A 22,782-nucleotide genomic window follows, 5' to 3' on the forward strand; every position below is an offset into this window, starting at 1 on the left:
TATTCAAAGCTGGCTTTTTTAAAGCAGAGCAGCGATAATTTCTTGCGAAAGTATTAAGAATATGTTACATTTAATGAGGCAAAAAAATCGTTCAGACAGAGAAAGGAGAAACGAATGAGAAAGCGAAAACTGCTGGCTTTCGGGCTGGCGTTTTGCCTCGGACTTTCAGGTGTATGGAATTTTTCCAAGCCGGTTTTTGCAGCGGAAGCACAGTCTGAGAGTCAGGTACAAAGTGAAAATACTTCCGGAGAAGACCATATCACTTCCATGGATGAAGAAGGAAATATAAAAGACGCAGACAGTTCGGCAAAGCTCATTGAAAATCCGGCAGGACCCAACAAATCCAGAAGCGGAGAGCCCCAGGTGGTGAATTTCCGCACGAAAAACAATGCGATTACAGAGTTTATCGAGCAGGAGACTGCAAAGCAGGGCTATACCAATGGGGCATATGGTGCAGATGCAGTGTATCTTGGCTCTGCCAATGGAAAATACAAATTTATGCTTTCCGGTGTGGTTGGCTGGGTAAAGGCGGAAGAGGTGCAGGTGGTCAATCTGTCCCAGGCCAAAGCGGTCAGCTGCTATGAGGTAAAAGATGGGAAACTGATGCATCATATTGTACAGGACATGACAACTCCCGGTTATGCTACAAGCCTGAATAACGGTCCTGCGCCTTCTTACCTTACACCCGGAACCATATATTACAGTTATGACGGACATTATTTTTATACAGATTACGGAGTCATGGCTGCAGATTACAGGCAAAATCAGCGCACACAGTCGGTGAATCCTCAGGAGCCTTATTATAATTATTTTCAATATCTGCCCATGCGCAGCCAGTCAGGCTATACCGGGGAAGAAATCAACGGAGCACTGGACAAGCTTGTAAACGCAAACTCAAAAATGAAAAATACAGGGGAAACTTTTGTAAAAAACCAGAATACATATGGTGTCCATGCGCTTCTGATGACGGGAATTGCCGCCAATGAGAGTAATTGGGGAAAGAGCAGTATCAGCCAGAAAAAGAATAACCTGTTTGGGCTCAATGCCACAGATGCGGCCCCCGGCGCCAATGCAAATCAGTACAGCAGTGTGGAGGCCTGTATTGAAGACTTTGCCAATGGCTGGATGTCCAGAGGATATCTTTATCCGGGAGATTACCGGTATCAGGGTGGTTTTCTGGGAAATAAGGCCAGTGGTCTGAATGTGAAATATGCATCAGACCCCTATTGGGGAGAAAAAGCCGCCAACATTGCATGGCGTTTGGACAGCACACTGGGCAGTAAGGACGCAGGAGCCTACACCCTTGCAGCTAAGGAAATCATTCCGGATACACATATCTCGGTCAATGTGCGGAAAGAGCAGAATGTGTCGTCCACGCTGCTTTATAAAACCGGAAAAGCGGCAAACTATGTGGTGTTGGTGAGGAATGAGGAACCTTCGGAAGGCTTTTATGAGATTCAGAGTGACGCAGTGCTGGACAGCAGCCGAAGCACGGTGGTAAAAGACAGCGGAAAATACGACTTTGAGGGAATGTACGGCTATATGTCAAGCGATTATCTCACGGTGGTAAGCCGGGGGAAGAACACACAGGAGCAGGCACCGGATACAGATGAAACAATACCCCCAGAAAAACAGTTGGAATCCATTGCAATCGCAAATGCGCCGTCTAAAGTTTCCTATATAGAAGGCGAGAGTTTTGATGGAGCAGGAATGCAGGTCCTGGCGAAGTGGAGCGATGGGACAGAAAGTGATGTGACAGGAGAAGTTACCTGGATGCAAGAGGCTCTGAACAGTTCTTATACGGAAATGACAGTGCAATATACCTGGCAGGGCGTAACAAAGGAGGCAGTACAGCCCATAACAGTTGCAGCAAAGGCTGTGGAAGAGGAAAGCCTGTCGTTGGCTGTGACACCGGGAACGGCAGAGCTAAAACCGGGAGAGAGTCAGCAGTTTGGCGTGGAAATGAAAAAAACGGCGGATACCGTGCCGGAACTGAAATGGGAAGTGCTGGGCAGTAAAAGCCAGCAGACGGTGATTGACAGCAGCGGTCTGCTGACCTTAGGACAGGATGAAACTGCCGAGAAAATGATTGTGAGACTTTCCTGGGGAGAAGGCAGCGACAAAGTGTCGGATGCCATGGTTACTCTTGTAAAAGAGCCGGAACAGGAGAATCAACAGCAGGAGAGCACAGGTCAGGAAACAACGAGTCAGAGTGAGAGCAATCCCTCTGCCACAGACCAGACCCCAGAGGCTGCAGAAACAGATACCAAAGAAGAAGAGTATATTGCAGGTCAGCAGGTAAACGGACAGAAAGCGGCAGGCACAAAATCCGGGGAGACTTCGGATAAGCAAAAAAATACCAGTGTTAAGACCGGAGATGCTTCTAAGGGACCGCTTTGGATAACGATTCTTAGCATATCGGGATTCCTGGCCGCAGGTATGGGCTATAGAAAAGGACACATAAAAGACAGAAAATAGGATACAGATATACAAAAGGGGCATGCGCAGAAATTGCGGTGCCCCTTTTCAGAAAAGTTTTTAAGATGCAGGTTCTTCTTTGGGAAGAATGATGTTTAAAAGTATGGCTGCCAGAGTGGCTACAACTACCGGAGATTTTCCGAAAATAGTGGTTACCCATGCAGGAAAGGAAGCCAGAGAATCCGATACCTGTGTGATACCCATACCCAGAGCTACGGAAAGACCTACAATAGAAGAATTTCGGAAATTCATTTCCTGACGCATAATCAGCTTGATTCCGGTCATGGCAATGGAAGCAAAGACAGAAATCGTTGCACCGCCCAGAACACACTGGGGAATGGTAGTCAGAAGGGCTGAAAACTTGGGCACAAATCCTGCAACCATAAGGATAACAGCGGCCAGACCAAGCACACAGCGGTTGATGACCTTTGTCGTTGTGACAATGCCCACATTCTGACTGAAGGTGGCTGTTGGAAGTCCGCCAAAGAGCGCGCCGGCAATGTTGCTGATACCGTACATTAAAATACCGCCCTGGAGTTCCTTTGTCTTTGGTTCCCGGTTCATACTGCCTACCGTGGTGGCAGAAAAATCACCGATGGCCTGTATGGAATTAATACCAAACAGAATGCCGATAGCCACGCAGGCAGAAGGCTCAAAGTGAAGACCAAAGTGCAGAGGCTTCGGAAGCTGGAAAAAACCAGCGGAAGAAACATCGGAAAAATCCACCAGTCCGAAACAGGCAGTCGCCGCATAACCGGCGATGATACCGATGAGAATGGAAGCCAGTTTCAGAGTGCCTTTTGCAAAATGGTTCAATCCTACCACAACAGCCAGAGTAAAGAAAGCCACCAGCCAGTTTTTCCAGGAACCGTATTCCGGACTGGAGGCGCCGCCGGCCATGTATTTTACAGCGGTAGGATACAGGGACAGGCCAATCGTAAAAACTACGGTTCCTGTAACAATAGGCGGAAACAGCACACGGATTTTGCGGATAGTAAAGCCTACAAGAATGGCAACAATACCGCCGATAACCTGAGCGCCCAAAATCGTTCCCACATCATAAGATTCGGCGATCGCCTGCATACTGGGCACATAGGCAAAGCTAATCCCCATAATAACGGGAAGTCTGGAACCCAGCTGAAACTTCTTTCCATTAAAAACAGGAAAAAGCTGCAGCAGGGTACTGATAGCAGATACAAATAAAGCTGCCTGTACGAGAATGACTCTGTCCCGTTCATTTAATCCGGCAACGTCAGAAATCAGAATAGCCGGAGTGACACAGCCCACAATCATTGCCACCACATGCTGTAAGGCCAGCGGCAGGGCTTTGGAAAATGCGGGGATGCCGTCAGATTCAAAAATAGATGCTCTTGTCTGTGACATGAAAAATCCTCCTGATGGTATAAAACATTGTTTTTCCCCTTTACTTTACACAATTTTTATCCCATCGTAAAGAAAAAAATGCGGACGCAAGGCTTCTTTTTTTGTGAAAATACTTAACTAAAAAACTCTAGTATTAATATATAAAGTATGATATGATGGGGAAAATACTATATGTAGTATATAAGGGAGAATGAAAACATGAATAATAAAAATAAAAAAGCAGTACTTCCCTATGGGGAAAATTTTCAGCGCATACTGCGGGAGATAGAGCGGGAATTTCCTCAAAAAGAATACGCATTAGAAAAACTGACAGAGCGTTTTGAGCATCTTGGCAGAGAACATAAGAGTGAGAAAGAAAAACTGGAGCTTCTTATCCGAAGCGCTGTGGAGCTGACGGAGGAGATTGCGCCGAAGTGGGAATTTATAGGGGCAAGACTTTTGAATTTCCAGTTTCAGGAAGAACTGAAAATAGAAATGAAAAGCAGAAAGATTCACAACTTTTACGAAAAGATACAATATCTCACCAAACAAGGGCTGTATGGCGCTTATATTCTGGAACATTATTCCAAAGAGGAACTCAGACAGGCAGAATCCATGCTGCGGCCGGAACGGGACAAGATTTTCAATTTCTCCGGTCTGGAACTTCTGCTGAAACGCTATGTGATTCGTACCGGGGAACATATTGCTCTGGAAACGCCCCAGGAAATGTATCTGGGCATTGCCCTTCACCTGGCCATGAAGGAAAAGAGGGAAACCGAAAAAGGGCCGGGGCGCATGGAATGGGTGCGGAAATTTTACGATATGCTGAGTTTGCAGGAAGTTACTATGGCAACTCCGACTCTGTCCAATGCCAGAAAGCCTTATCACCAGCTTTCCAGCTGCTTTATCGATACCGTTCCCGACAGTCTGGAAGGCATTTACAGAAGCCTGGACAATTTTGCCCAGGTCAGCAAGTTTGGCGGAGGCATGGGGCTGTATTTCGGGAAAGTGAGAGCCAGCGGCAGCAGTATCCGGGGCTTTCAGGGGGCGGCAGGTGGCGTGATTCGCTGGCTGCGTCTGGTTAATGACACTGCTGTAGCCGTGGACCAGCTTGGCATGCGCCAGGGAGCTGCGGCTGTGTATCTGGACGCCTGGCACCGGGATTTGCCGGAATTTCTTCAGATACGAACCAACAACGGAGACGAGAGAATGAAAGCCCACGATATTTTTCCGGCGGTCTGCTATCCGGATTTATTCTGGAAAAAGGCAAAAGAAGACATGAGCCAGGACTGGTGTCTGATGTGTCCGCACGAAATTTTTCAGGCCAAAGGCTGGCATCTGGAGGATTTTTACGGGGAAGAGTGGGAACAGAGGTATGAAGAATGTGTGCAGGATGAGCGGATTTGTAAAAGAACTGTGGTACTGAAAGACATTATCCGTTTGATATTAAAATCTGCGGCAGAGACGGGAACTCCTTTTGCGTTTAACAGAGATACCGTAAATCGGGCCAATCCTAACAGTCATAAAGGGGTAATCTACTGTTCCAACCTGTGCACGGAAATTGCTCAGAATCTGTCTCCTGTTTCTTCTGTTTCCAGAGAAATTCAGACGAAGGAAGGAGAAACTGTGGTGGTGACAACTGCAAAGCCGGGGGATTTTGTGGTGTGCAATCTGGCCAGCCTCTCCCTTGGTAAGATTCCGGTGGAAGATGATGCGTATATGGAGGACCTGGTGGAAACAGCGGTGCGGGCCTTGGACAACGTCATTGATTTGAATTTTTATCCTCTGCCCTATGCACAGATTACCAATCAGAATTACCGGGGAATCGGGCTGGGCGTCAGCGGTTATCATCACATGCTGGCAAAGCGGAGAATTCTCTGGGAAAGTGAAGAGCATCTGCACTTTGCAGATGAAATTTTTGAAAGAATCAATTATTTTGCCATAAAGGCCAGTGCCCGTCTGGCAGAAGAGAAAGGGGCATACCCATATTTTTCCGGCAGTGACTGGCAAACCGGGGCCTATTTTGCAAAAAGAGGGTACTCGTCCCGATTCTGGAAACAACTGGCGGAAAAAGTTGCCTTTTGCGGGATTCGGAATGGGTATCTGCTGGCAGCGGCGCCTACCAGCAGCACCAGTATTCTGGCTGGCACCACAGCAGGCGTAGACCCGGTGATGAAGAAATTTTTTATGGAAGAAAAAAAGGGAAGTATGCTGCCAAGAGTGGCGCCGGAATTGTCCGTAGACACTTATTATTACTATCAGAGCGCCCATCAGACGGACCAGCGTTTCAGTGTCCGGGCCTGTGCAGTGCGCCAAAGGCATATAGACCAGGCTCAGAGTATGAATCTCTATATCACCAACCAGTATACCCTGCGGCAGTTGTTTGACCTGTATCTGAGCGCATGGGAACTGGGCGTGAAAACCATTTACTATGTAAGGAGTAAATCGCTGGAAGTGGAGGAGTGCGAAAGCTGCGCTTCTTAGGGCTGCGTCTTAAAGCAGAAAAAGCATTGAGAGAAAAGAATGTTTATACTATAATGAAATAAGCGGAGAAAAATATGATAAAATTAACGAAAAAACCATTGTTTAATCCCCAGGGGGATACCGAAGTGCGTCTCAGACGTATGATTGGGGGAAATACTACCAACCTCAATGATTTTACGCAAATGCGTTATACCTGGGTCAGCGACTGGTACCGGCAGGCTATGAACAATTTCTGGATACCGGAGGAAATCAACCTTTCCCAGGACAAAAAAGATTATCCGGGACTTTCCAAAAAAGAGCGGCAGGCTTATGACAAGATTCTCAGTTTCCTGGTGTTTCTGGATTCCATACAGTCCGCCAACCTGCCCTGTATCAGTGAATATGTGACAGCTAATGAAATCAATTTATGCCTGTCCATACAGGCTTTTCAGGAATGTGTCCACAGCCAGAGCTACAGTTATATGCTGGACACTATTTGCAGCCCGGAAAAGCGAAATGAAATTCTGTATCAGTGGAAATCCGATGCCCATCTTTTAGAGAGAAATACCTTTATCGGAAACTTGTATAATGAATTTCAGGAAAAGCAGGATGCCCAGACACTTTTAAAGGTGATGATGGCCAATTATATTCTGGAGGGGGTTTATTTTTACAGTGGTTTTCTGTTTTTTTACAATCTCAGCCGCAATGGAAAAATGCCTGGCTGCGCCCAGGAAATCCGTTACATCAACCGGGACGAGAATACCCATTTATGGCTGTTTCGGAATATGATTTTGGAATTAAAGAAAGAAGAGCCGCAGCTTTTTACAGAGGAAAACGTACAGATGCTGAGAGAAATGATGAAAGAAGGCGTCCGGCAGGAAATGCAGTGGGGGCGTTACGTCATTGGCGAGGACATTCCCGGTCTGTCTGAGGAAATGCTTACTTCCTATATAAAATATCTGGGAAATCTGCGTATGACCGGAATCGGTCTGGAAATTTTGTACCCCGGATATGAAGAAGAGCCGGAGAGCATGAAGTGGGTCAGCCGCTATTCCAATGCCAATATGGTGAAAACCGATTTCTTCGAGGCAAAAAGCACGGCTTATGCCAAGAGCACGGCGCTGCTTGATGATTTATAAAGGAGAGTAAGGAGAATTATGAGAGAACAGGAAATTCTGGCGATTTACGGAACCGAATATAAAGAAATGACAAAACAGCTTTTACAGGAAGCAAATTTGCAGGAACAGATTCCCGACAAAGAATGCCGCATTGGCATCAAACCCAATCTGGTGTCTCCATCGGAGCCCTCCTGGGGGGCTACGACACACCCGGAAATTGTGGCGGGAATAATAGAATACCTGCAGGAAAGGGGATTTCAGAATCTGGTGATGCTAGAGGGCTCCTGGGTGGGAGATAAGACCCCGGAGGCTGCCGCGCTTTGCGGTTATGATGATTTAGTGGAAAAGTACCGGGTGGAATTTCTGGATTTGCAGAAAGATAACTGGCAGACTTGCGATTGCCAGGGAATGGAGTTAAAAATCTGTGAAGAAGCGCTGAAACTGGATTTTCTCATCAACGTACCGGTGATGAAAGGCCATTGCCAGACGAAAATCACCTGTGCTCTGAAAAATATGAAGGGCCTGCTTCCCAACGCAGAAAAACGCCGCTTTCATGCTCTGGGTCTGCACAAGCCCATTGCCCATCTGAATGCGGGAATCCGTCAGGATTTTGTGGTGGTGGACAACATCTGTGGGGACTGGGATTTTGAAGACGGCGGCAATCCGGTGGTGCTGAACCGGATTATGGCGGCGGCCGACCCGGTTTTGTGCGATGCCTATGTCTGTCATCTTATGGGATATGAGGTGGAAGAAGTTCCCTATATCACCATGGCAGAAGAACTGGGAGTAGGGCTTTCCGACTGGCGGCTGGCAGAATTTCGGGAGTTAAACCGGCCTTTGCGGGGAGCGTATTATCCCAAAGAGCGAAAAGTCGTGGAACTGGCCGATGCTGTGGAAGAAGTGGAATCCTGCAGTGCCTGCTACGGCTATCTGCTGCCGGCCCTGCAAAAGCTGAAAGAAGAGGGGATTCTGGGGCAGTTAAAAGAAAAAATCTGCATTGGACAGGGGTACCGGGGACAGACAGGAGAACTGGGAATCGGACTTTGCACAAAGGATTTTCAACATTCCCTGAAAGGGTGTCCGCCTACGGAAGGGGAGATTTATGAATTTTTAAAATCGTATATCACGGCTTTAGAAGAAGAGAAACCAGAGAAATAGAGAACAGGGCTGTCCCATGAAAGGCATGAATCTTTCATAGGGCAGCCTTATCTGTTATTTTGCTACTTTTGCCGTTTGGTGTAGATAACGGCCAGAAGGAGAAGAATACCACAGGAAGCTGCAAAGAGCGCCATGTAAAGTCCTGCGTGGGTATTATCTGCTGTTTTGGGTGCGGCTGCTTTGTCTGTCCGCTCAAAGGAAACGGTAATGGTATGGTCTGCTTTCACGTTTTTCATGGTATATTTGTTGTTTTTCACAGAAACGGATTTTCCATCTACCAGAACCTTTGCCACACGGTAGTTTTTGTTGGGGAGAAACGTAAATTCTGCGTTTTCTCCCTCCTGAATTTCAATGCTGCCTTCCGGTGAAATGCGTCCGTTCTTATCCGCAGAGGAAGTAATGGTATAAACCGGAACTACAGCTTTAAATTCTATTGCAGAAGATTTGGACTGTCCCACTGCTTTCCAGCCATTTTCCGTATACTCTTCCAGGTCAAAGCCAACGGTAAGTTCGTAATTGCCTGCTTTGTTCAGAACGAAGGTTACCGAATAAGGGGCGTCGGACCAGGTGCGGTTGGTCTTTCCGTCCCAGTTCCAGTTCCGGGGAATCCAGCGGGAATCGCCGGCGGAAGGATTGGGATTGTCCATACCGGTGCCCACAGCTGTGGCGGTCAGGTTCGTGCCTCTGTCGTAAGTCGCTCCGGCTGTAATTCCATCTATGTATCCGTTGAAAGCAACGTAAGTTTTTAAAACAGAACTGCCGCTGATTTCGCTTTCCATATCCGTATCGGCATTGAACTTCTGTCTGGCTGCAAATTGGTAGGCGGTTCCGGATTTTAAGTTTCCAAACCGCGGGTTTTCTGTCCAGGTCCAGTTTTTGCCGTCTTCGGAAATACCATACAGAACGTTTTCCTGCTTTTGCAGAACCAGGAATGTTTCTCCTTTTTCTGCAGCCTGGGGACTTTGCGGAGCTTTGGCTGCGGAAAACTTTGTGGTGACTTTCAGCTTTTCGCTGGCCGGGCTGGCCTCCTGCGTTTCGGATTTACAGAAGCGCGTTACAAATTCGTAAGAAGTTCCGGGAGTCAGGTTTTCAAAAGAACCGGAGGACTGCCATTTCCAGTTTGCGGAATCTTCCTGCTGTACCAGCGCGTACTCCTGATTGGGCTGTGTGGTTAGAAGTACAGTGGTGTCGGTACAGGATTGGAGAGCCGGTATGGCCGGGGCTTCTCTTGGGCTTTCGGGAGGTGTTTCCGGGTCCGGCTCATCCGTAGATGGCGGTGCTTCCTTCGGAGGTGTAGTTATGGAGTCTGTGGTTTGCGTGCTGTTGTTCTGTGCGTTATCGGAGGGGGTATCGTATGAGTCTTTGTTTGACGAGTCGTCTGTAGGAGTTGTCTGGGAGTCGTTGTTCTGTGTGTCGAATGTAGGTGTTATGTTGGAGTCGTTGTCCTTGGCGTCGCCCGGAGGCAGTGTGTCAGTACCGATGTTTGAAGTGTCGGTGGAAGTGTCCGTGTTGGTGTCATTTTTGTTGTCAGGAACCTTTTCTGTTCGGATAATGGTGGATTTCAGATACTTTTCGTCTGTATCGCCGACTGTGCGGCGGGTAAACGTATACTCTGTATCTGCCTTCAATCCGGTAAAAGAAACGGTTTCTTTTTGTGCGTCATATTGTTTCTTCTCAGCCCATTTCCAGGAGGCGTTTTGCTTGTCATCGGTGACTTTTCTTGCGTATTCGTAGTTTTTCCCTGCTTTCAGAACAATCGTATCTGCAGTTTTGGATACGGTTTCCAGTTCCTTTTCTTTTTGGGTTTCGTTGGCTGCATTTTCTGCGGCTGCCTGTATGGGAGAAATACCGGGGGAACTTCCGATTAAGACCAGAGTCAACAGGAAAACCAACAGTTTGCTCAGTTTTTTCATCATATAGATTCACCTCTTTCCGTGATGCCGCTGTTATAGGGAGGAGCGGCGGAAAATAGTTGTTTATAGGTATTTTTATTATAACAGATATTGGCTGTAAATAATAGATAAAAAAGAAAAATGTTAGAAAATTAAAAGGACTTTAAAGGAAAATTAAAAGTTTATTCAGGATTTTGTGACTTATAATAATTGTAAATACCCTTAGAATGATGTATACTGTCTACGTTAGAACCTTCTTGTTGGAATGAGTAGACTGCTGTCCGCATTTTGTTGCCTCTTCATTCAGCAGAGGGTATCTTTGTATAATGGAAGATTTGAGTATAAGTATGGAAGAAGGACAAAAAAATGGAAAGACAGGATAAAAAGCAAGAGCATTTACTGGATTTACAATGGGTAAGAAGAGCCTTGCTGTTGGCATTATTTGATATTGGAATTATAATTGCATCATCACTGCTTGCTCTCATGGCACGATTTGATTTTTCTTATGCAGGAATTGAAGTACCGTATCTGTCAAATTTGTATCATTATTTGCCAATAGGTATTGCATTGAATTTGATTATTTTTTATTTTTGTCGTATGTATCACAGTCTTTGGAAATTTGTAGGTGTTCATGAAGTAGGATATATTTTGATTGCAAATGGAATTGCCTTTTTAGTGCAGATTGCAAGCATGTATATGCTGCAGTATTCTATGCCGAGAAGCTATTTCTTTTTTCAGATTTTATTGCAGACGGCTATGGTATCTGCCTTGCGGTTTTCTTATCGCTTTTTGCGCCATTTAAAAGAGGTTAAAGAGCAGAAGTTCAGTGGATGGAATAAATGGAAGCGGGTTATGGTGGTTGGAGCCGGAGAAGCAGGTAGAGCTATTATAAAAGAAATTATGGACAGTAAGTTTTTGTCAATGAAAATATGTTGTGTGATTGATGATGACCGCAACAAAGCAGGGCGTTATATAAATGGTATTCCTATTGTGGGAGACCGCTCTACCATCTTGAAAAATGTAGAAGAATACAAAATTAAAAGTATTATTCTGGCCATTCCTTCTGCCCCATTAGAAGAGAAAAAAGAAATCCTGGAAATCTGTCAAATGTCTGGCTGTGAATTGAAAACTTTGCCGGGAATGTATCAGCTGATTGATGGTGAGGTAAATGTCAGTAAATTAAGAGATGTAGAAATCACAGATTTACTTGGGAGAGAGCCCATACAGGTCAATCTGGATGAAATCATGGGATATGTGAAAGATAAGGTAGTCATGGTAACCGGCGGCGGAGGTTCTATCGGAAGTGAATTGTGCCGTCAGATTGCGGCATATCAGCCAAAGCAGTTGATTGTCTTTGATATTTATGAGAATAATGCTTATGAAATCCAGCAGGAATTGCAGCGCCATTATCCAGAATTGAATCTGGAAACGTTGATTGGTTCTGTGCGGAATACCCATCGGATAAACAGTATTTTTGAGACATATCATCCGGATATTGTGTACCATGCGGCAGCTCATAAGCATGTCCCACTGATGGAAGACAGTCCGAATGAGGCAATTAAGAACAATGTGTTTGGGACATATAAAACCGCCAAAGCAGCCAGTGACAACGGAGTCAAACGTTTTGTGCTGATTTCTACAGATAAGGCAGTAAATCCCACGAATATTATGGGGGCATCTAAACGACTATGTGAAATGATTGTTCAGAGCTTTAATAAAATATCGGATACAGAGTTTGTTGCGGTGCGCTTTGGAAATGTACTGGGAAGTAATGGAAGTGTGATTCCTTTGTTTAAAAAGCAGATTGCAGAGGGCGGCCCTGTAACGGTTACAGACAAAAATATTATTCGATATTTTATGACGATTCCGGAGGCTGTATCTTTGGTGCTTCAGGCAGGAGCCTATGCCAGAGGAGGAGAAATTTTTGTCCTGGAAATGGGAAAACCGGTGAAAATTGATGATATGGCCAGAAATCTGATCCGTCTGTCCGGCTACACTCCGGATATAGACATTAAGATTGAATATACGGGACTTCGTCCGGGAGAAAAATTGTATGAAGAACTTTTGATGGCAGAGGAAGGCATGAAAGAAACTGCCAACAAACTGATTCATATTGGGAAACCCATTGAAATGAACGAGGATGAATTTTTCCAGCAGCTGGCAGATTTAAAAGAAGCGTGCTATCAGGACGATGTACAGATTAAAGAGAAAGTGGCGGAGATGGTTCCGACTTATCATATGAAAGCGTAAGTAGATAAATTATAAACGTAATAGTTCAATAACTTGCTTTTATAAGAAAAACAGATATAATAAGAAATAGAACTAAGAAGATTTGGAGAATATACAATTATGAAAGTACCATTTTCACCACCAGACATCACAGAAGAAGAGATTGCTGAAGTTGCAGATACTTTGCGAAGCGGTTGGATTACTACAGGACCGAAAACAAAAAGATTTGAAAATGAAATTGCAGCATATTGTCATACTGCAAAAGCAGCATGCCTTAACTCTGCTACAGCAAGTCTGGAATTGAGCCTTCGTATTCTAGGAGTTGGACCGGGAGATGAGGTTATCACCAGTGCATATACCTATACAGCATCCTGCAGTGTTATCTGCCATGTAGGGGCAATACCTGTTCTGGTAGATACAGTTCCGGGCACTTTTGATATGAATCCGGAAAAAGTAAGAGAAGCAGTATCAGAAAAAACAAAGGCAGTAATAGCAGTAGATTTGGCTGGTATTATTTATCCGCACTACCGGGAATTATTTCAGATTGCAGAGGAAAAGAAATCTCTTTTTCATGCGAACAATGAGATACAGGAAGCGATGGGAAGGATTGCCATTCTTGCTGATGGCGCACATGCCTTTGGTGCTTCCAGAGAGGGAAAAATGGCAGGAGAAATTGCAGACTTTACCAGTTTTTCTTTCCATGCAGTTAAAAATCTTACAACAGCAGAAGGCGGAGCAGCTGTATGGCGTACCATTCCAGGTATCGATAATGAAGATATTTATAATCAATATATGCTCTATTCACTTCATGGACAGAATAAAGACGCCTTGGCTAAAACACAATTAGGAAATTGGGAATATGACATTGCCGGTCCGTATTATAAATGTAACATGACAGATATTATGGCATCTATTGGCCTGATACAATTAAAAAGATATCCTGATATTTTAAAGAGAAGACGGGAGATTATCAGAAGATATGATTATGCATTTCAAGACTTGAATATTGAAGTTTTGAAACATTATAGTGATAAGCATACTTCCAGTGGGCATTTGTATCTCACACGTCTAGTTGGAAAAAGCAGAGAAGTGTGCAATGATGTCATTGTGAAAATGGCAGAGGCGGAGATTGCTACAAATGTGCATTATAAACCACTTCCTATGATGACGGCATATAAAAACCTGGGATTTGACATTCAGGATTTCCCTAATGCGTATCATATGTTTGAAAATGAAATTACGCTGCCGCTTCATACTTGTCTGACAGATGAGCAGGTAGATTTTATCATTGAAACCTACAGAAAAATAGTAAAGGAACTGTAAGCATGTTAAAAAGTTGGGATGCACTTCCGCAGAAAATGAAACAGGAAGAAGTAAAAAAATATTATAGGTACCTTTCCAAAAAGCGTGGGGCACTTGTGGCCAAACGTTTTTTGGACGTGGTTCTGTCATTTATTTTGACCGTTCTTTTGTTACCGGTAATGCTCATACTGGCAGTATGCATTAAACTGGACAGCAAAGGACCGGTTTTTTATCGTCAGGAAAGAGTGACTCAGTATGGAAAAAAGTACCGTATTTTTAAATTTCGGACCATGGTGGCAGATGCGGACAAGAAGGGGCCGCTGGTGACTACCGGACAGGATTCCAGAATTACCAGAATGGGGAATAAACTTCGCAAATGTCGTCTGGATGAACTTCCGCAGTTATTTAATGTACTCACGGGAGATATGAGCTTTGTAGGGACAAGACCGGAAGTACAGAAATATGTAGACAGCTATTCGCCGGAGATGATGGCAACGCTTTTACTTCCGGCCGGAATTACATCCAGAACCAGTATTGCCTATAAAGATGAAGATGAAATCTTAGACAAATATAGCCAGACAACAGACAAAAGTACAGATGAAATCTATGTGGAATATGTTTTACCAGAGAAAATGAAATATAACTTGCAGTATTTGATAGAATTTAGCATATGGGGCGATTTTAAGGTTATGATAGACACGGCCCTTGCGGTGCTGAGATAGACAGGAGATGAATATGAAAAAGATAGCAGTAATTTCCATGGGTGTGAAACTTGACAACGAAAAAGGATACAGCCGTTTTCGGTATATTGGAGAATTTCTGTCTGATGCGGGATATCAGGTGGATTTAATCACTACAACCTTTCAACATTGGGAGAAAGCCCAGAGGAATCTTGATGAGATTAAAAAAGAAAACTATAAATTTAATTTAAAATTTATTTATGAGCCGGGATATAAGAAGAATATTGATCTGCGTAGAATCAGAAGCCATCGTATCGCTGCAAAAAATCTACGGCAGCTTCTGGAAAAAGAAGGGGATTATGATTTGATTTATTGCGAAATCCCTCCAAATGATGTAGCTCTTGCAGCGGCAGAATATGCCAAATCAAAAGGAATTCCTTTTGTGCCGGATGTCAACGATTTGTGGCCGGAAGCTATGCGTATGGTATTGGACATACCGGTTATCAGTGACATTCTTTTTTATCCTCTTTTGAGAGATGCAGAGAAAGTGTATTCTCTGGTATCAGGAATTATTGGGACTTCAGACGAATACCGGGACAGACCATTGAAGAAACAAAAGCTGAATGTACCGAAAAAGACTGTGTATGTGGGGAATGAAATCGCAGAATTTGATGCAGGAGTGGAAGAATATAGTCCACAGATATCCAAAGGTGGGGACGAATTCTGGGTTTCCTATGCGGGAACAATCGGAACGAGTTATGATATCCGCACCATGGTGCTGGCTGGGAAAGCACTCTTAAATCGTGGCAGAAGCCAGATAAAGATTAAAATTTTGGGAGGAGGACCTTTAAAAGAAGAACTAGAAACCCTGGCAAAAGAGCAGAATTGCAGTAACGTAGAATTTGTAGGTTACGCACCTTACCCGAAAATGACGGCCTATCTGGCAAAATCCGATATTCTGGTGAATTCGTTCGTGAAGAAAGCGCCCCAGAGTATTGTGACGAAAATCGGGGATTATCTGGCAGCGGGAAAACCAATGATTAATACCTGTATGAGTCCGGAATTCAGAAACAAGGTCGAGCATGACGGATTTGGTATCAATATTATGCCGGAGGATGTCAACGTTTTGGCAGATGCCATTGAAAAGCTGTATGAAGACGAGGCAGGAAGAACAGAAATGGGGAAAAAGGCGAGGACAATTGCAGAGGAACAGTTTGACAGACCCCAGTCTTATAAGAAGATTATTGAATTGATTGAGGAGCTGACAGAAAATGAATAGACCATTTTTTACTGTGGTGATGCCTGCTTACGGAGTAGAAAAATATCTGGAAAAAGCAGTGAAAAGTATTGTTGCACAGACATTTTCGGACTGGGAACTGTTGATTGTGGAGGACGGATCTCCGGATAAAACAGGAGAAATTGCAGAGAAACTGGCAAAAAACGACGAGAGGCTCCAGGTGTTTCATCATGAGAAAAACCGTGGTTTAAGCCCTGCCAGAAATACAGGAATGAGCCATGCGAAAGGGCAGTATATCTGGTTTATGGATCCGGATGATTATGTAGAAGCGACTGTGCTGGAAGAAGTGTACAAAGCACTGCAGGAAAATCCGGCCGAGCTGACCATTATCGGGCATAAAGAAGAATATTATGACCGGGATGGAAAGCTGAATTATACCCATGAGATTCGGCCGAGAAGGCAGTTTTTTTCCAGTCAGCAGAAGATGAGAGAACACATTATCTATCTGGAACAGGAAACTATATACGGATATGCCTGGAACAAGTTTTACAGCCTGGAGCACATACAAAAAGAAAGGCTGCAGTATGAAACGGTACGGCTTATCGAAGATATTGTTTTTAATATTCAGTTTTGTATGCATATCCAGGCCATGAATATCCTGGATATTGCGCCGTATCATTATGCAAAGCGCATGGAAGGAAGTTTGACGACGAAATTTGTACCGGACTATTACCCTCTCCATAGAAGGCGAATAGCCATGCTGTATGACCAGCAGCGTTTCTGGCAAACCGATACAGAGGAAACCTGTGCCATTCTGGGCAGCCTGTACGGAAGATATATACTCTCCGCCTTAGAGCGAAACTGCGACAGGAGAGCCGGAATGAAACACAAAGACAGGGCGCAGTTCTGCCGGGAAGTTTTTTCGGATTCCCTTTTTGAAAGCCTGGTGCTCAGGGCAAAAGCCAGAGACAGTAAGGCATTAAAAATAGCCCTTGTCTGTATGAAACAGAAATCCGTGTTTTTGTGTACAGCTCTGGCAAGAATTGTACATATAGTGCGGAGCGGACTTCCCACGGTGTATTCCAAGGTGAAATCCAACCGGTAACAGATAAGGAAAAGCAAAGTGAAAATTTTACAAAGCGAGGAAAAAGAATATGAAAAAATATGATTATGTCTTAGTAGGAAGCGGATTGTTTTCCGGAGTTTTTGCTTATCATGCCACAAAGGCAGGCAAGAAATGCCTGGTAGTGGAAAAGCGTGATACCATAGGAGGAAATCTTTACTGTGAAGATGTAGAAGACATTCATGTCCACAAATACGGCGCCCACATTTTCCATACCAGCAATAAAAAAGTATGGCAGTTTGTGAATTCTCTGGTGGAGTTTAACCGCTATACCAATTCTCCGGTGGCTAATTTCCACGGCGAGATGTATAATATGCCCTTTAATATGAACACCTTCAGTAAAATGTGGAATATCAGCACCCCGGAAGAGGCAAAAGCGATTATTGAAAAACAGAAAGCCAGCGTAAAGGGAGAACCTAAGAATCTGGAAGAGCAGGCCATCAGTTTAGTTGGAGAGGATATTTACAAAAAACTCATCAAGGGCTATACCGAAAAACAATGGGGCCGCGATTGTAAAGATTTACCGTCTTTCATTATTAAGAGACTTCCTGTAAGATATACCTATGATAATAATTATTTTAATGATCTGTATCAGGGAATTCCTATCGGCGGCTACAATGTGCTGATAGACAAGCTGTTTGAAGGCTGTGATATGGAAACCGGTGTGGATTACAATGAAAATCGGGAAAAATACAATGCTCTGGGCGAAAAGCTTCTGTATACAGGAACCATTGATTCTTACTATGATTATTGCTTCGGAAAGCTGGAATACAGAAGTCTGAAGTTTGAAACAGAAACTTTGGATAAAGAAAATTATCAGGGTGTGGCTGTGGTAAACTATACAGACCGCGAAACTCCCTATACCAGAATCATTGAGCATAAGCACTTTGAATTCGGCACACAGCCAAAGACTGTCATTACCAGAGAATATCCGTCGGACTGGCAGGAAGGCATGGAACCTTACTATCCCATTAATGATGAGAGAAATCAGAGTCTGTACCAGAAATATAAAAAACTGGCAGATAAAGAAGATAAGGTTCTGTTTGGCGGCAGACTGGCAGAGTATAAGTATTACGATATGGACAAGGTCATTGAGTCCGCATTTCAGTTAGTGGAAAAAGAACTGTAAAGCAGAGAAATAAGGGGATTGTTGATGAAGTTAGTGAAAAAGGAGTATGTAAAGTATCTGGAATGGGCATTTAAGCTGGCGTATCTGCTGCTGGGACTTGTGACTTTTAATGCCTTTCTGTATGATTCGCCGGTGCAGCCCCTGTTGGTGAAGGGATGTCTGATATTGGGAGCGTTGGCGCTTTTAGGGAGAATGATTTACTGGAAAGATTATGTGAAGACACCCTATTTGGTAGTATTGGTGTTGTTTTGTGCCAGCTTTGGCATTAGTATTTTGGTGAATTGGAAGTATGGTGCAGGAATAGCGGACATGAAGTGGATGATATGGACAGGATTTTTATTCTTTCTGCTCTATATGTGTGATACAAAGCGAGAGAAGTCTTCCTATAAAAAAGAATTTCATTTCTTCTCCCATGTACTTCTGCTTTACAGTGGGGGAGCCGCGGCTGTAAGTCTGTATTTGATGCAGACATTGTACCACGCAAAGTGGTTTACTTCAGGGAATGAACTGATGTTAGCGGGATTTTATTGGGGAAGGCTCTGGGGAGTCTATACAGACCCCAATTATGGCGGTGTGCTCAGTACCCTTGCGGTTTTGCTGTGTCTGTATCATTGCATGACGAAAAAAAGCTGGAAAAAGATACCCTATGTACTTATTCTTGCAGTGAATTATGGATATATTCTTTTTGCAGATTCCCGGACTGCAGAATTGGCTCTTGCCCTGGCAAGTGTTTTCTGGCTGATTTTTGCAGGTGTTACAGGCAAGTGGGCGAAGAAAACATTTGCCCTTCGTGTTTTGATGGTTGTTTTTGCTGCCGTTGTTTTTATAGGAGGCGGTTCCCATGTGAAAACAGGATATAGTGAAAAAATAGAAGCTGAGATAAAAATTATGGATGCGCAAAAACAGCAGAATACACAAAAACAGAACACACAGGCACAGAATACGCAAAAGACACAACAGACACAACAGACACAACAGACGGAGCGGGCTGCTGATTTGGAAAAGGACGTGACAAACGGCAGGATTGCTCTTTGGAAAAGCGGACTGGAAATCTGGCAGACCAGCCCAGTGGTGGGAACCGGGTATAATTCCTTTCTTCCATATGTGAGGGAGAAGCTTCCGGATACTTATGCGGTACATAATTCCCAGGGGGAGTATGTGAGCCTGCATAATGAATACTTAAATATTATGGTTTATCAAGGCCTGTTGGGGATTGGAATTTTTCTGGCATTTGGCATTCTGGTATTTTGCCGGTGGGGAAAAAATATTCTTAAAACAGAAGATTCGGATCGGAATTACATAGGAATACTTTCTGCCTGCATTCTGGTAGTGGCTGTGGCTATGGGATTTCTAATGGAAGGGCTCTATACAAACTCCCCGGCAGCATTTGTGCTGTGGACATTCTTGGGATATCTGATGCAGTACATGCAGAGTACAAAATAAAAGAAAAGGCGGAAACAAAAGATGAAAAAGATACTGGCAGGATTTATCATGGACGGATACGGAGGAGGCATTGACAAATATCTCCTGAATTTTTTAGAGAATGTTCATACAGAGAACATCAGAATTGATTTTCTGACGAATGAGGTTTCTCCGGAATTGGAAACCTTCCTGCAAAAGTATCATTCCCGCATTTTTGCAATTCCCAATTTAAAACACCCGGTAGGACAATACCGGGAAGTATGCAGAATATTGGAAGCAGAATCCTACGATATTGTGTATCTCAATATTTCCACGGCCATTGACTGCATTGCTGCCTGGGCAGCAAAGAAAAAAAAGGTTCCCAGGATTTTCATTCACAGTCATACCAGTGGAAATGATTGTGAGAATCCTGTGAAAAGGATGATTTTTGACAGCATCCATAAGTTCTGCAGATTGTCTTTGTACAGGGCAGCTACAGAGTATTACGGCTGTTCTGAAAAAGCGGGACTGTGGATGTTTCCTGAAAAGATAGTAAAATCAGACAGATTTCAGATGATATTTAATGCCGTAGATTTAAAGAAATTTACATATTCGTCTGCGGTTAGAGACGATGTAAGAAAAGAACTGAATTTAGAAAACAAGTTTGTGGTGGGACATGTGGGAAACTTCGTTTACCAGAAAAACCATTACTTTTTAATAGATATTTTTGAAGAACTGAAAAGGAAATGTCCGGAAGCAGTGCTGCTTTTATTGGGAAGAGGAGAGCGGTTTGAGACCGTAGAAAAGAGGATAAAAGAAAAAGGACTGGAAGACAGTGTTCGGCTTCTCGGCTTTCGAAAAGACCCGGACAGACTCTTCCAGGCCATGGATTTTTTTCTGCTTCCGTCATATTTTGAAGGACTTCCTACTGTGGGAGTAGAGGCCCAGTGTACGGGACTTCCCAGCCTGATGAGTGATACTATTACAACGGAAGTGAAGATTACGGAGAACTGCTGGTTTTTACCACTGAAAGAGAAGCCGGAGGTCTGGGCAGATTTTATTTTAAAACATAGAGAAACAGACAGGGAACATATTTCCTGGATTGGAAAAAAGGAAGCCTATAGTCTGGAAACATTGAAAAAACAGCAGCAAAGACTGCTGGAAAAATAAGGAGTCAGAGCATGAAAAAAGCCAGTATTATTGTACCGGTGTATAATATTGAAAGGTATATTCGGGGGTGTGTTGAAAGTCTTCAGGCACAGACCGAAAAAAACATAGAAATTCTTCTGGTAGATGACGGAGGAACGGATAAAAGCGGAGAAATCTGCGAGGAATATGCCTGTGCCGATAAGAGAATCCAGGTGTTCCATAAAGAAAATGGCGGGCTCAGTGATGCCAGAAATTATGGAGCCAGGCAGGCAAAAGGAGAATATTTGTTTTTTATAGACGGAGATGACAGTGTAGCACCGCATCTGGTGGAAAAGACAGTTGCCTGTGCAGACAAGCTTCAGGCCGATATGGTATTTTTTGACTTTGAATCCATTGAAGAGGAAACCGGGAGAAGAGATTTGTATCACTACGGAATGCCGGAAAATAAGGTTTTTTCTGCCAGGACAAATCCTGAGGTTTTGCTGAAATCTCCTTCTGCATGCTGTTGCCTGTACCGTAAAAAATTTTGGGACAAATCTGGTATTCGCTATCCGAAAGGACGGCATTATGAAGACCTGGCAACCACACCGAGATTTTTACTGCAGGCAGAGAGAATAGGATATGTGGGTGATGAACCTTTTTACTATTATATGTTGAGAAAAGGTTCTATTATGCACAGCAGCAATTTTGAACGCAGTTACGAAGACCGGACATGGGTGCTGGAGTTTCTGCGTGATTATTTCAGTCAGAAGGAAAGGGCGGGAGAATTTCAAAAGGAGCTGGAATACATGTTTTTTGAACATGGATATTTTGTTCCGTCTAAAGAGATTATTCTGGAAAACAGTAAGAGTATATGGCTGAAAAAGTTTCGGATTTATGTGGAAGAGAAATATCCAGGATTTTTGCAGAATCCCTATATAAAAACATTGTCAAAAAAAGATAAGATTTTGTTGTTTCTGATGAAACGGCATTTGTATGGCATAATGAATATACTGTCCGGTCTGCGAAAAAAAAGCGATAGTTTGAGGCAGTAGAGAATAAGGAGAAGAAGTATGCAGAAGGTGCTGACAATTACCATTCCCTCGTATAATGTGGAAAAATATTTGAAACAGACATTGGATTCCTTTCTAAGCCCGGAAATCCTGGAGGAAGTCGAAGTTTTAATTGTAGATGATGGTTCCAAAGACAGGACGGCAGAGATTGGAAAGGTGTATGAAAGGCAATATCCCCAGACGTTCCGGGTGATTTCAAAGGAAAACGGAGGGCATGGTTCTACTATAAACCGTGGAATTCAGGAGGCCAAAGGGACTTATTTTAAAGTGGTAGATGGAGATGACTGGGTTGACACAGAAGATTTCGTCAAACTGGTAAAAGTTTTAAAAAATTGCACGGCTCAGTATGTGGTTACAAATTATTATGAAGTCAATGATGTGACCGGGGAGAAAACACCGGTAGATTATAAAGTTCTGAAAGAAAAAGAAATCTGGTCTTTTGAAGAGGCCGGAAAAAGAAAGCAGATTGCCATGCATGCCCTTGTGATACAGACCAGTATTTTAAAAGAAAATCAGATTCGTCTGGATGAGCACTGCTTTTATGTGGACGTGGAATATGTGTTGTATCCCATTCCTTATGTAGAAACCGTACAGTTTCTGGACTTGTTTGTTTACATGTACAGGCTGGCCGTGATGACCCAGAGTGTCAGTCTTCAGGGATATCAGAAACATATGCAGAATCATATTGATGTTATCTTGCATCTGACAAATTTTTTCCAGGAATATGCAAAGACCGGAACAGAAGGTAAAATTGATTATATTGGAAAGCGGATTGCCCAGATGGTGGGAGACCAAATCACTGTTTTCATGAGTTTTCCGGAAAAGGACAGAGAGATACGACAGAAGTTCCGTGCATTTGACAGAGAACTGAAAGAAAAAAGTCCGGAGATTTACCGCCGTTCAGGGGAAGAGAGCGGGACACTTCGGTTATTTCGGAAGATGAACTTTAAATGCTATGCGTGGATTGCCAGAATGTGCAAGAAACGAAATCATATAGGAGAAGATTAGG

The 22,782-nt window shown here is 43.7% G+C and carries 16 protein-coding genes; 14 read left to right on the forward strand and 2 right to left on the reverse strand.

All coding sequences use genetic code 11. The annotated features are described in order from the left end of the window. Positions 1-114 precede the first annotated feature (114 nt). Complete coding sequence (locus G5A70_RS00585; RefSeq protein WP_173747184.1) at positions 115-2,478, forward strand: N-acetylglucosaminidase; 2,364 nt, start codon at positions 115-117, stop codon at positions 2,476-2,478. Positions 2,479-2,538: 60 nt separating this feature from the next. On the opposite strand, the gene G5A70_RS00590 is transcribed toward G5A70_RS00585, so the two are convergent. Continuing rightward, the gene (locus G5A70_RS00590; protein ID WP_173747185.1) at positions 2,539-3,861 is read right to left on the reverse strand and encodes a uracil-xanthine permease family protein; all 1,323 of its coding nucleotides are present in this window, start codon (positions 3,859-3,861) and stop codon (positions 2,539-2,541) included. Between the two features lie 198 nt (positions 3,862-4,059). Between G5A70_RS00590 and G5A70_RS00595 the strand changes: the two genes are divergently transcribed. The 3 genes from G5A70_RS00595 to G5A70_RS00605 all read left to right on the forward strand — a co-directional run bounded on the left by G5A70_RS00595 (position 4,060) and on the right by G5A70_RS00605 (position 8,579). Next, entirely contained in the window at positions 4,060-6,324 is a 2,265-nt protein-coding gene (locus G5A70_RS00595) for a ribonucleoside-diphosphate reductase subunit alpha (protein ID WP_173747186.1), read from the forward strand. 74 nt (positions 6,325-6,398) lie between these two features. Continuing rightward, positions 6,399-7,442 carry a ribonucleotide-diphosphate reductase subunit beta gene (locus G5A70_RS00600; RefSeq protein WP_173747187.1) on the forward strand — a complete coding sequence of 348 codons (1,044 nt, stop codon included), beginning with the start codon at positions 6,399-6,401 and terminating at the stop codon, positions 7,440-7,442. 18 nt (positions 7,443-7,460) lie between these two features. Next, positions 7,461-8,579: a DUF362 domain-containing protein gene (locus G5A70_RS00605; RefSeq protein WP_173747188.1), complete on the forward strand. Its 1,119-nt coding sequence runs from the start codon at positions 7,461-7,463 to the stop codon at positions 8,577-8,579. 62 nt (positions 8,580-8,641) lie between these two features. On the opposite strand, the gene G5A70_RS00610 is transcribed toward G5A70_RS00605, so the two are convergent. After that, positions 8,642-10,495, reverse strand: a complete 1,854-nt coding sequence (locus G5A70_RS00610; protein ID WP_173747189.1) for a hypothetical protein — start codon at positions 10,493-10,495, stop codon at positions 8,642-8,644. Positions 10,496-10,837: 342 nt separating this feature from the next. Here G5A70_RS00610 and G5A70_RS00615 point away from each other — a divergent pair, with 342 nt between their 5' ends. The 10 genes from G5A70_RS00615 to G5A70_RS00660 all read left to right on the forward strand — a co-directional run bounded on the left by G5A70_RS00615 (position 10,838) and on the right by G5A70_RS00660 (position 22,781). Continuing rightward, positions 10,838-12,721, forward strand: a complete 1,884-nt coding sequence (locus tag G5A70_RS00615) for a polysaccharide biosynthesis protein (RefSeq protein ID WP_173747190.1) — start codon at positions 10,838-10,840, stop codon at positions 12,719-12,721. A 99-nt stretch (positions 12,722-12,820) separates the two neighbouring features. Then, a complete protein-coding gene (locus tag G5A70_RS00620) occupies positions 12,821-14,023 on the forward strand; it encodes a DegT/DnrJ/EryC1/StrS family aminotransferase (RefSeq protein ID WP_173747191.1) in 1,203 nt (400 codons plus the stop codon). Positions 14,024-14,025: 2 nt separating this feature from the next. Further along, positions 14,026-14,724: a sugar transferase gene (locus G5A70_RS00625; protein WP_173747192.1), complete on the forward strand. Its 699-nt coding sequence runs from the start codon at positions 14,026-14,028 to the stop codon at positions 14,722-14,724. 13 nt (positions 14,725-14,737) lie between these two features. Next, a complete protein-coding gene (locus tag G5A70_RS00630; RefSeq protein WP_173747193.1) occupies positions 14,738-15,961 on the forward strand; it encodes a glycosyltransferase family 4 protein in 1,224 nt (407 codons plus the stop codon). Continuing rightward, positions 15,954-17,024, forward strand: coding sequence for a glycosyltransferase family 2 protein (locus G5A70_RS00635; protein WP_173747194.1), 1,071 nt, complete (start codon positions 15,954-15,956; stop codon positions 17,022-17,024). Before G5A70_RS00630 ends, G5A70_RS00635 begins: the two co-directional genes overlap by 8 nt. Before the next feature lie 49 nt (positions 17,025-17,073). Next, on the forward strand, positions 17,074-18,171 hold the full coding sequence (gene glf / locus G5A70_RS00640; protein WP_173747195.1) for a UDP-galactopyranose mutase: 1,098 nt from the start codon (positions 17,074-17,076) through the stop codon (positions 18,169-18,171). A 24-nt stretch (positions 18,172-18,195) separates the two neighbouring features. After that, entirely contained in the window at positions 18,196-19,614 is a 1,419-nt protein-coding gene (locus G5A70_RS00645; RefSeq protein ID WP_173747196.1) for an O-antigen ligase family protein, read from the forward strand. A 21-nt stretch (positions 19,615-19,635) separates the two neighbouring features. After that, the gene (locus G5A70_RS00650; protein ID WP_173747197.1) at positions 19,636-20,742 is read left to right on the forward strand and encodes a glycosyltransferase; all 1,107 of its coding nucleotides are present in this window, start codon (positions 19,636-19,638) and stop codon (positions 20,740-20,742) included. An 11-nt stretch (positions 20,743-20,753) separates the two neighbouring features. After that, positions 20,754-21,755, forward strand: a complete 1,002-nt coding sequence (locus G5A70_RS00655; protein ID WP_173747198.1) for a glycosyltransferase family 2 protein — start codon at positions 20,754-20,756, stop codon at positions 21,753-21,755. A gap of 18 nt (positions 21,756-21,773) precedes the next feature. Next, a complete protein-coding gene (locus G5A70_RS00660; RefSeq protein WP_173747199.1) occupies positions 21,774-22,781 on the forward strand; it encodes a glycosyltransferase family 2 protein in 1,008 nt (335 codons plus the stop codon). The last annotated feature ends 1 nt before the right edge of the window (position 22,782 follow it).

The sequence above is a fragment of the Blautia hansenii genome, from assembly GCF_013304445.1.
Lineage (GTDB): Bacteria > Bacillota > Clostridia > Lachnospirales > Lachnospiraceae > Blautia.

Excerpts from the sequence above, each read along its gene's own strand:
- G5A70_RS00585 (WP_173747184.1), top strand. The coding sequence starts at position 115 with ATGAGAAAGCGAAAACTGCTGGCTTTCGGGCTGGCGTTTTGCCTCGGA.
- G5A70_RS00590 (WP_173747185.1), bottom strand. The coding sequence starts at position 3,861 with ATGTCACAGACAAGAGCATCTATTTTTGAATCTGACGGCATCCCCGCA.
- G5A70_RS00595 (WP_173747186.1), top strand. The coding sequence starts at position 4,060 with ATGAATAATAAAAATAAAAAAGCAGTACTTCCCTATGGGGAAAATTTT.
- G5A70_RS00600 (WP_173747187.1), top strand. The coding sequence starts at position 6,399 with ATGATAAAATTAACGAAAAAACCATTGTTTAATCCCCAGGGGGATACC.
- G5A70_RS00605 (WP_173747188.1), top strand. The coding sequence starts at position 7,461 with ATGAGAGAACAGGAAATTCTGGCGATTTACGGAACCGAATATAAAGAA.
- G5A70_RS00610 (WP_173747189.1), bottom strand. The coding sequence starts at position 10,495 with ATGATGAAAAAACTGAGCAAACTGTTGGTTTTCCTGTTGACTCTGGTC.
- G5A70_RS00615 (WP_173747190.1), top strand. The coding sequence starts at position 10,838 with ATGGAAAGACAGGATAAAAAGCAAGAGCATTTACTGGATTTACAATGG.
- G5A70_RS00620 (WP_173747191.1), top strand. The coding sequence starts at position 12,821 with ATGAAAGTACCATTTTCACCACCAGACATCACAGAAGAAGAGATTGCT.
- G5A70_RS00625 (WP_173747192.1), top strand. The coding sequence starts at position 14,026 with ATGTTAAAAAGTTGGGATGCACTTCCGCAGAAAATGAAACAGGAAGAA.
- G5A70_RS00630 (WP_173747193.1), top strand. The coding sequence starts at position 14,738 with ATGAAAAAGATAGCAGTAATTTCCATGGGTGTGAAACTTGACAACGAA.
- G5A70_RS00635 (WP_173747194.1), top strand. The coding sequence starts at position 15,954 with ATGAATAGACCATTTTTTACTGTGGTGATGCCTGCTTACGGAGTAGAA.
- glf (WP_173747195.1), top strand. The coding sequence starts at position 17,074 with ATGAAAAAATATGATTATGTCTTAGTAGGAAGCGGATTGTTTTCCGGA.
- G5A70_RS00645 (WP_173747196.1), top strand. The coding sequence starts at position 18,196 with ATGAAGTTAGTGAAAAAGGAGTATGTAAAGTATCTGGAATGGGCATTT.
- G5A70_RS00650 (WP_173747197.1), top strand. The coding sequence starts at position 19,636 with ATGAAAAAGATACTGGCAGGATTTATCATGGACGGATACGGAGGAGGC.
- G5A70_RS00655 (WP_173747198.1), top strand. The coding sequence starts at position 20,754 with ATGAAAAAAGCCAGTATTATTGTACCGGTGTATAATATTGAAAGGTAT.
- G5A70_RS00660 (WP_173747199.1), top strand. The coding sequence starts at position 21,774 with ATGCAGAAGGTGCTGACAATTACCATTCCCTCGTATAATGTGGAAAAA.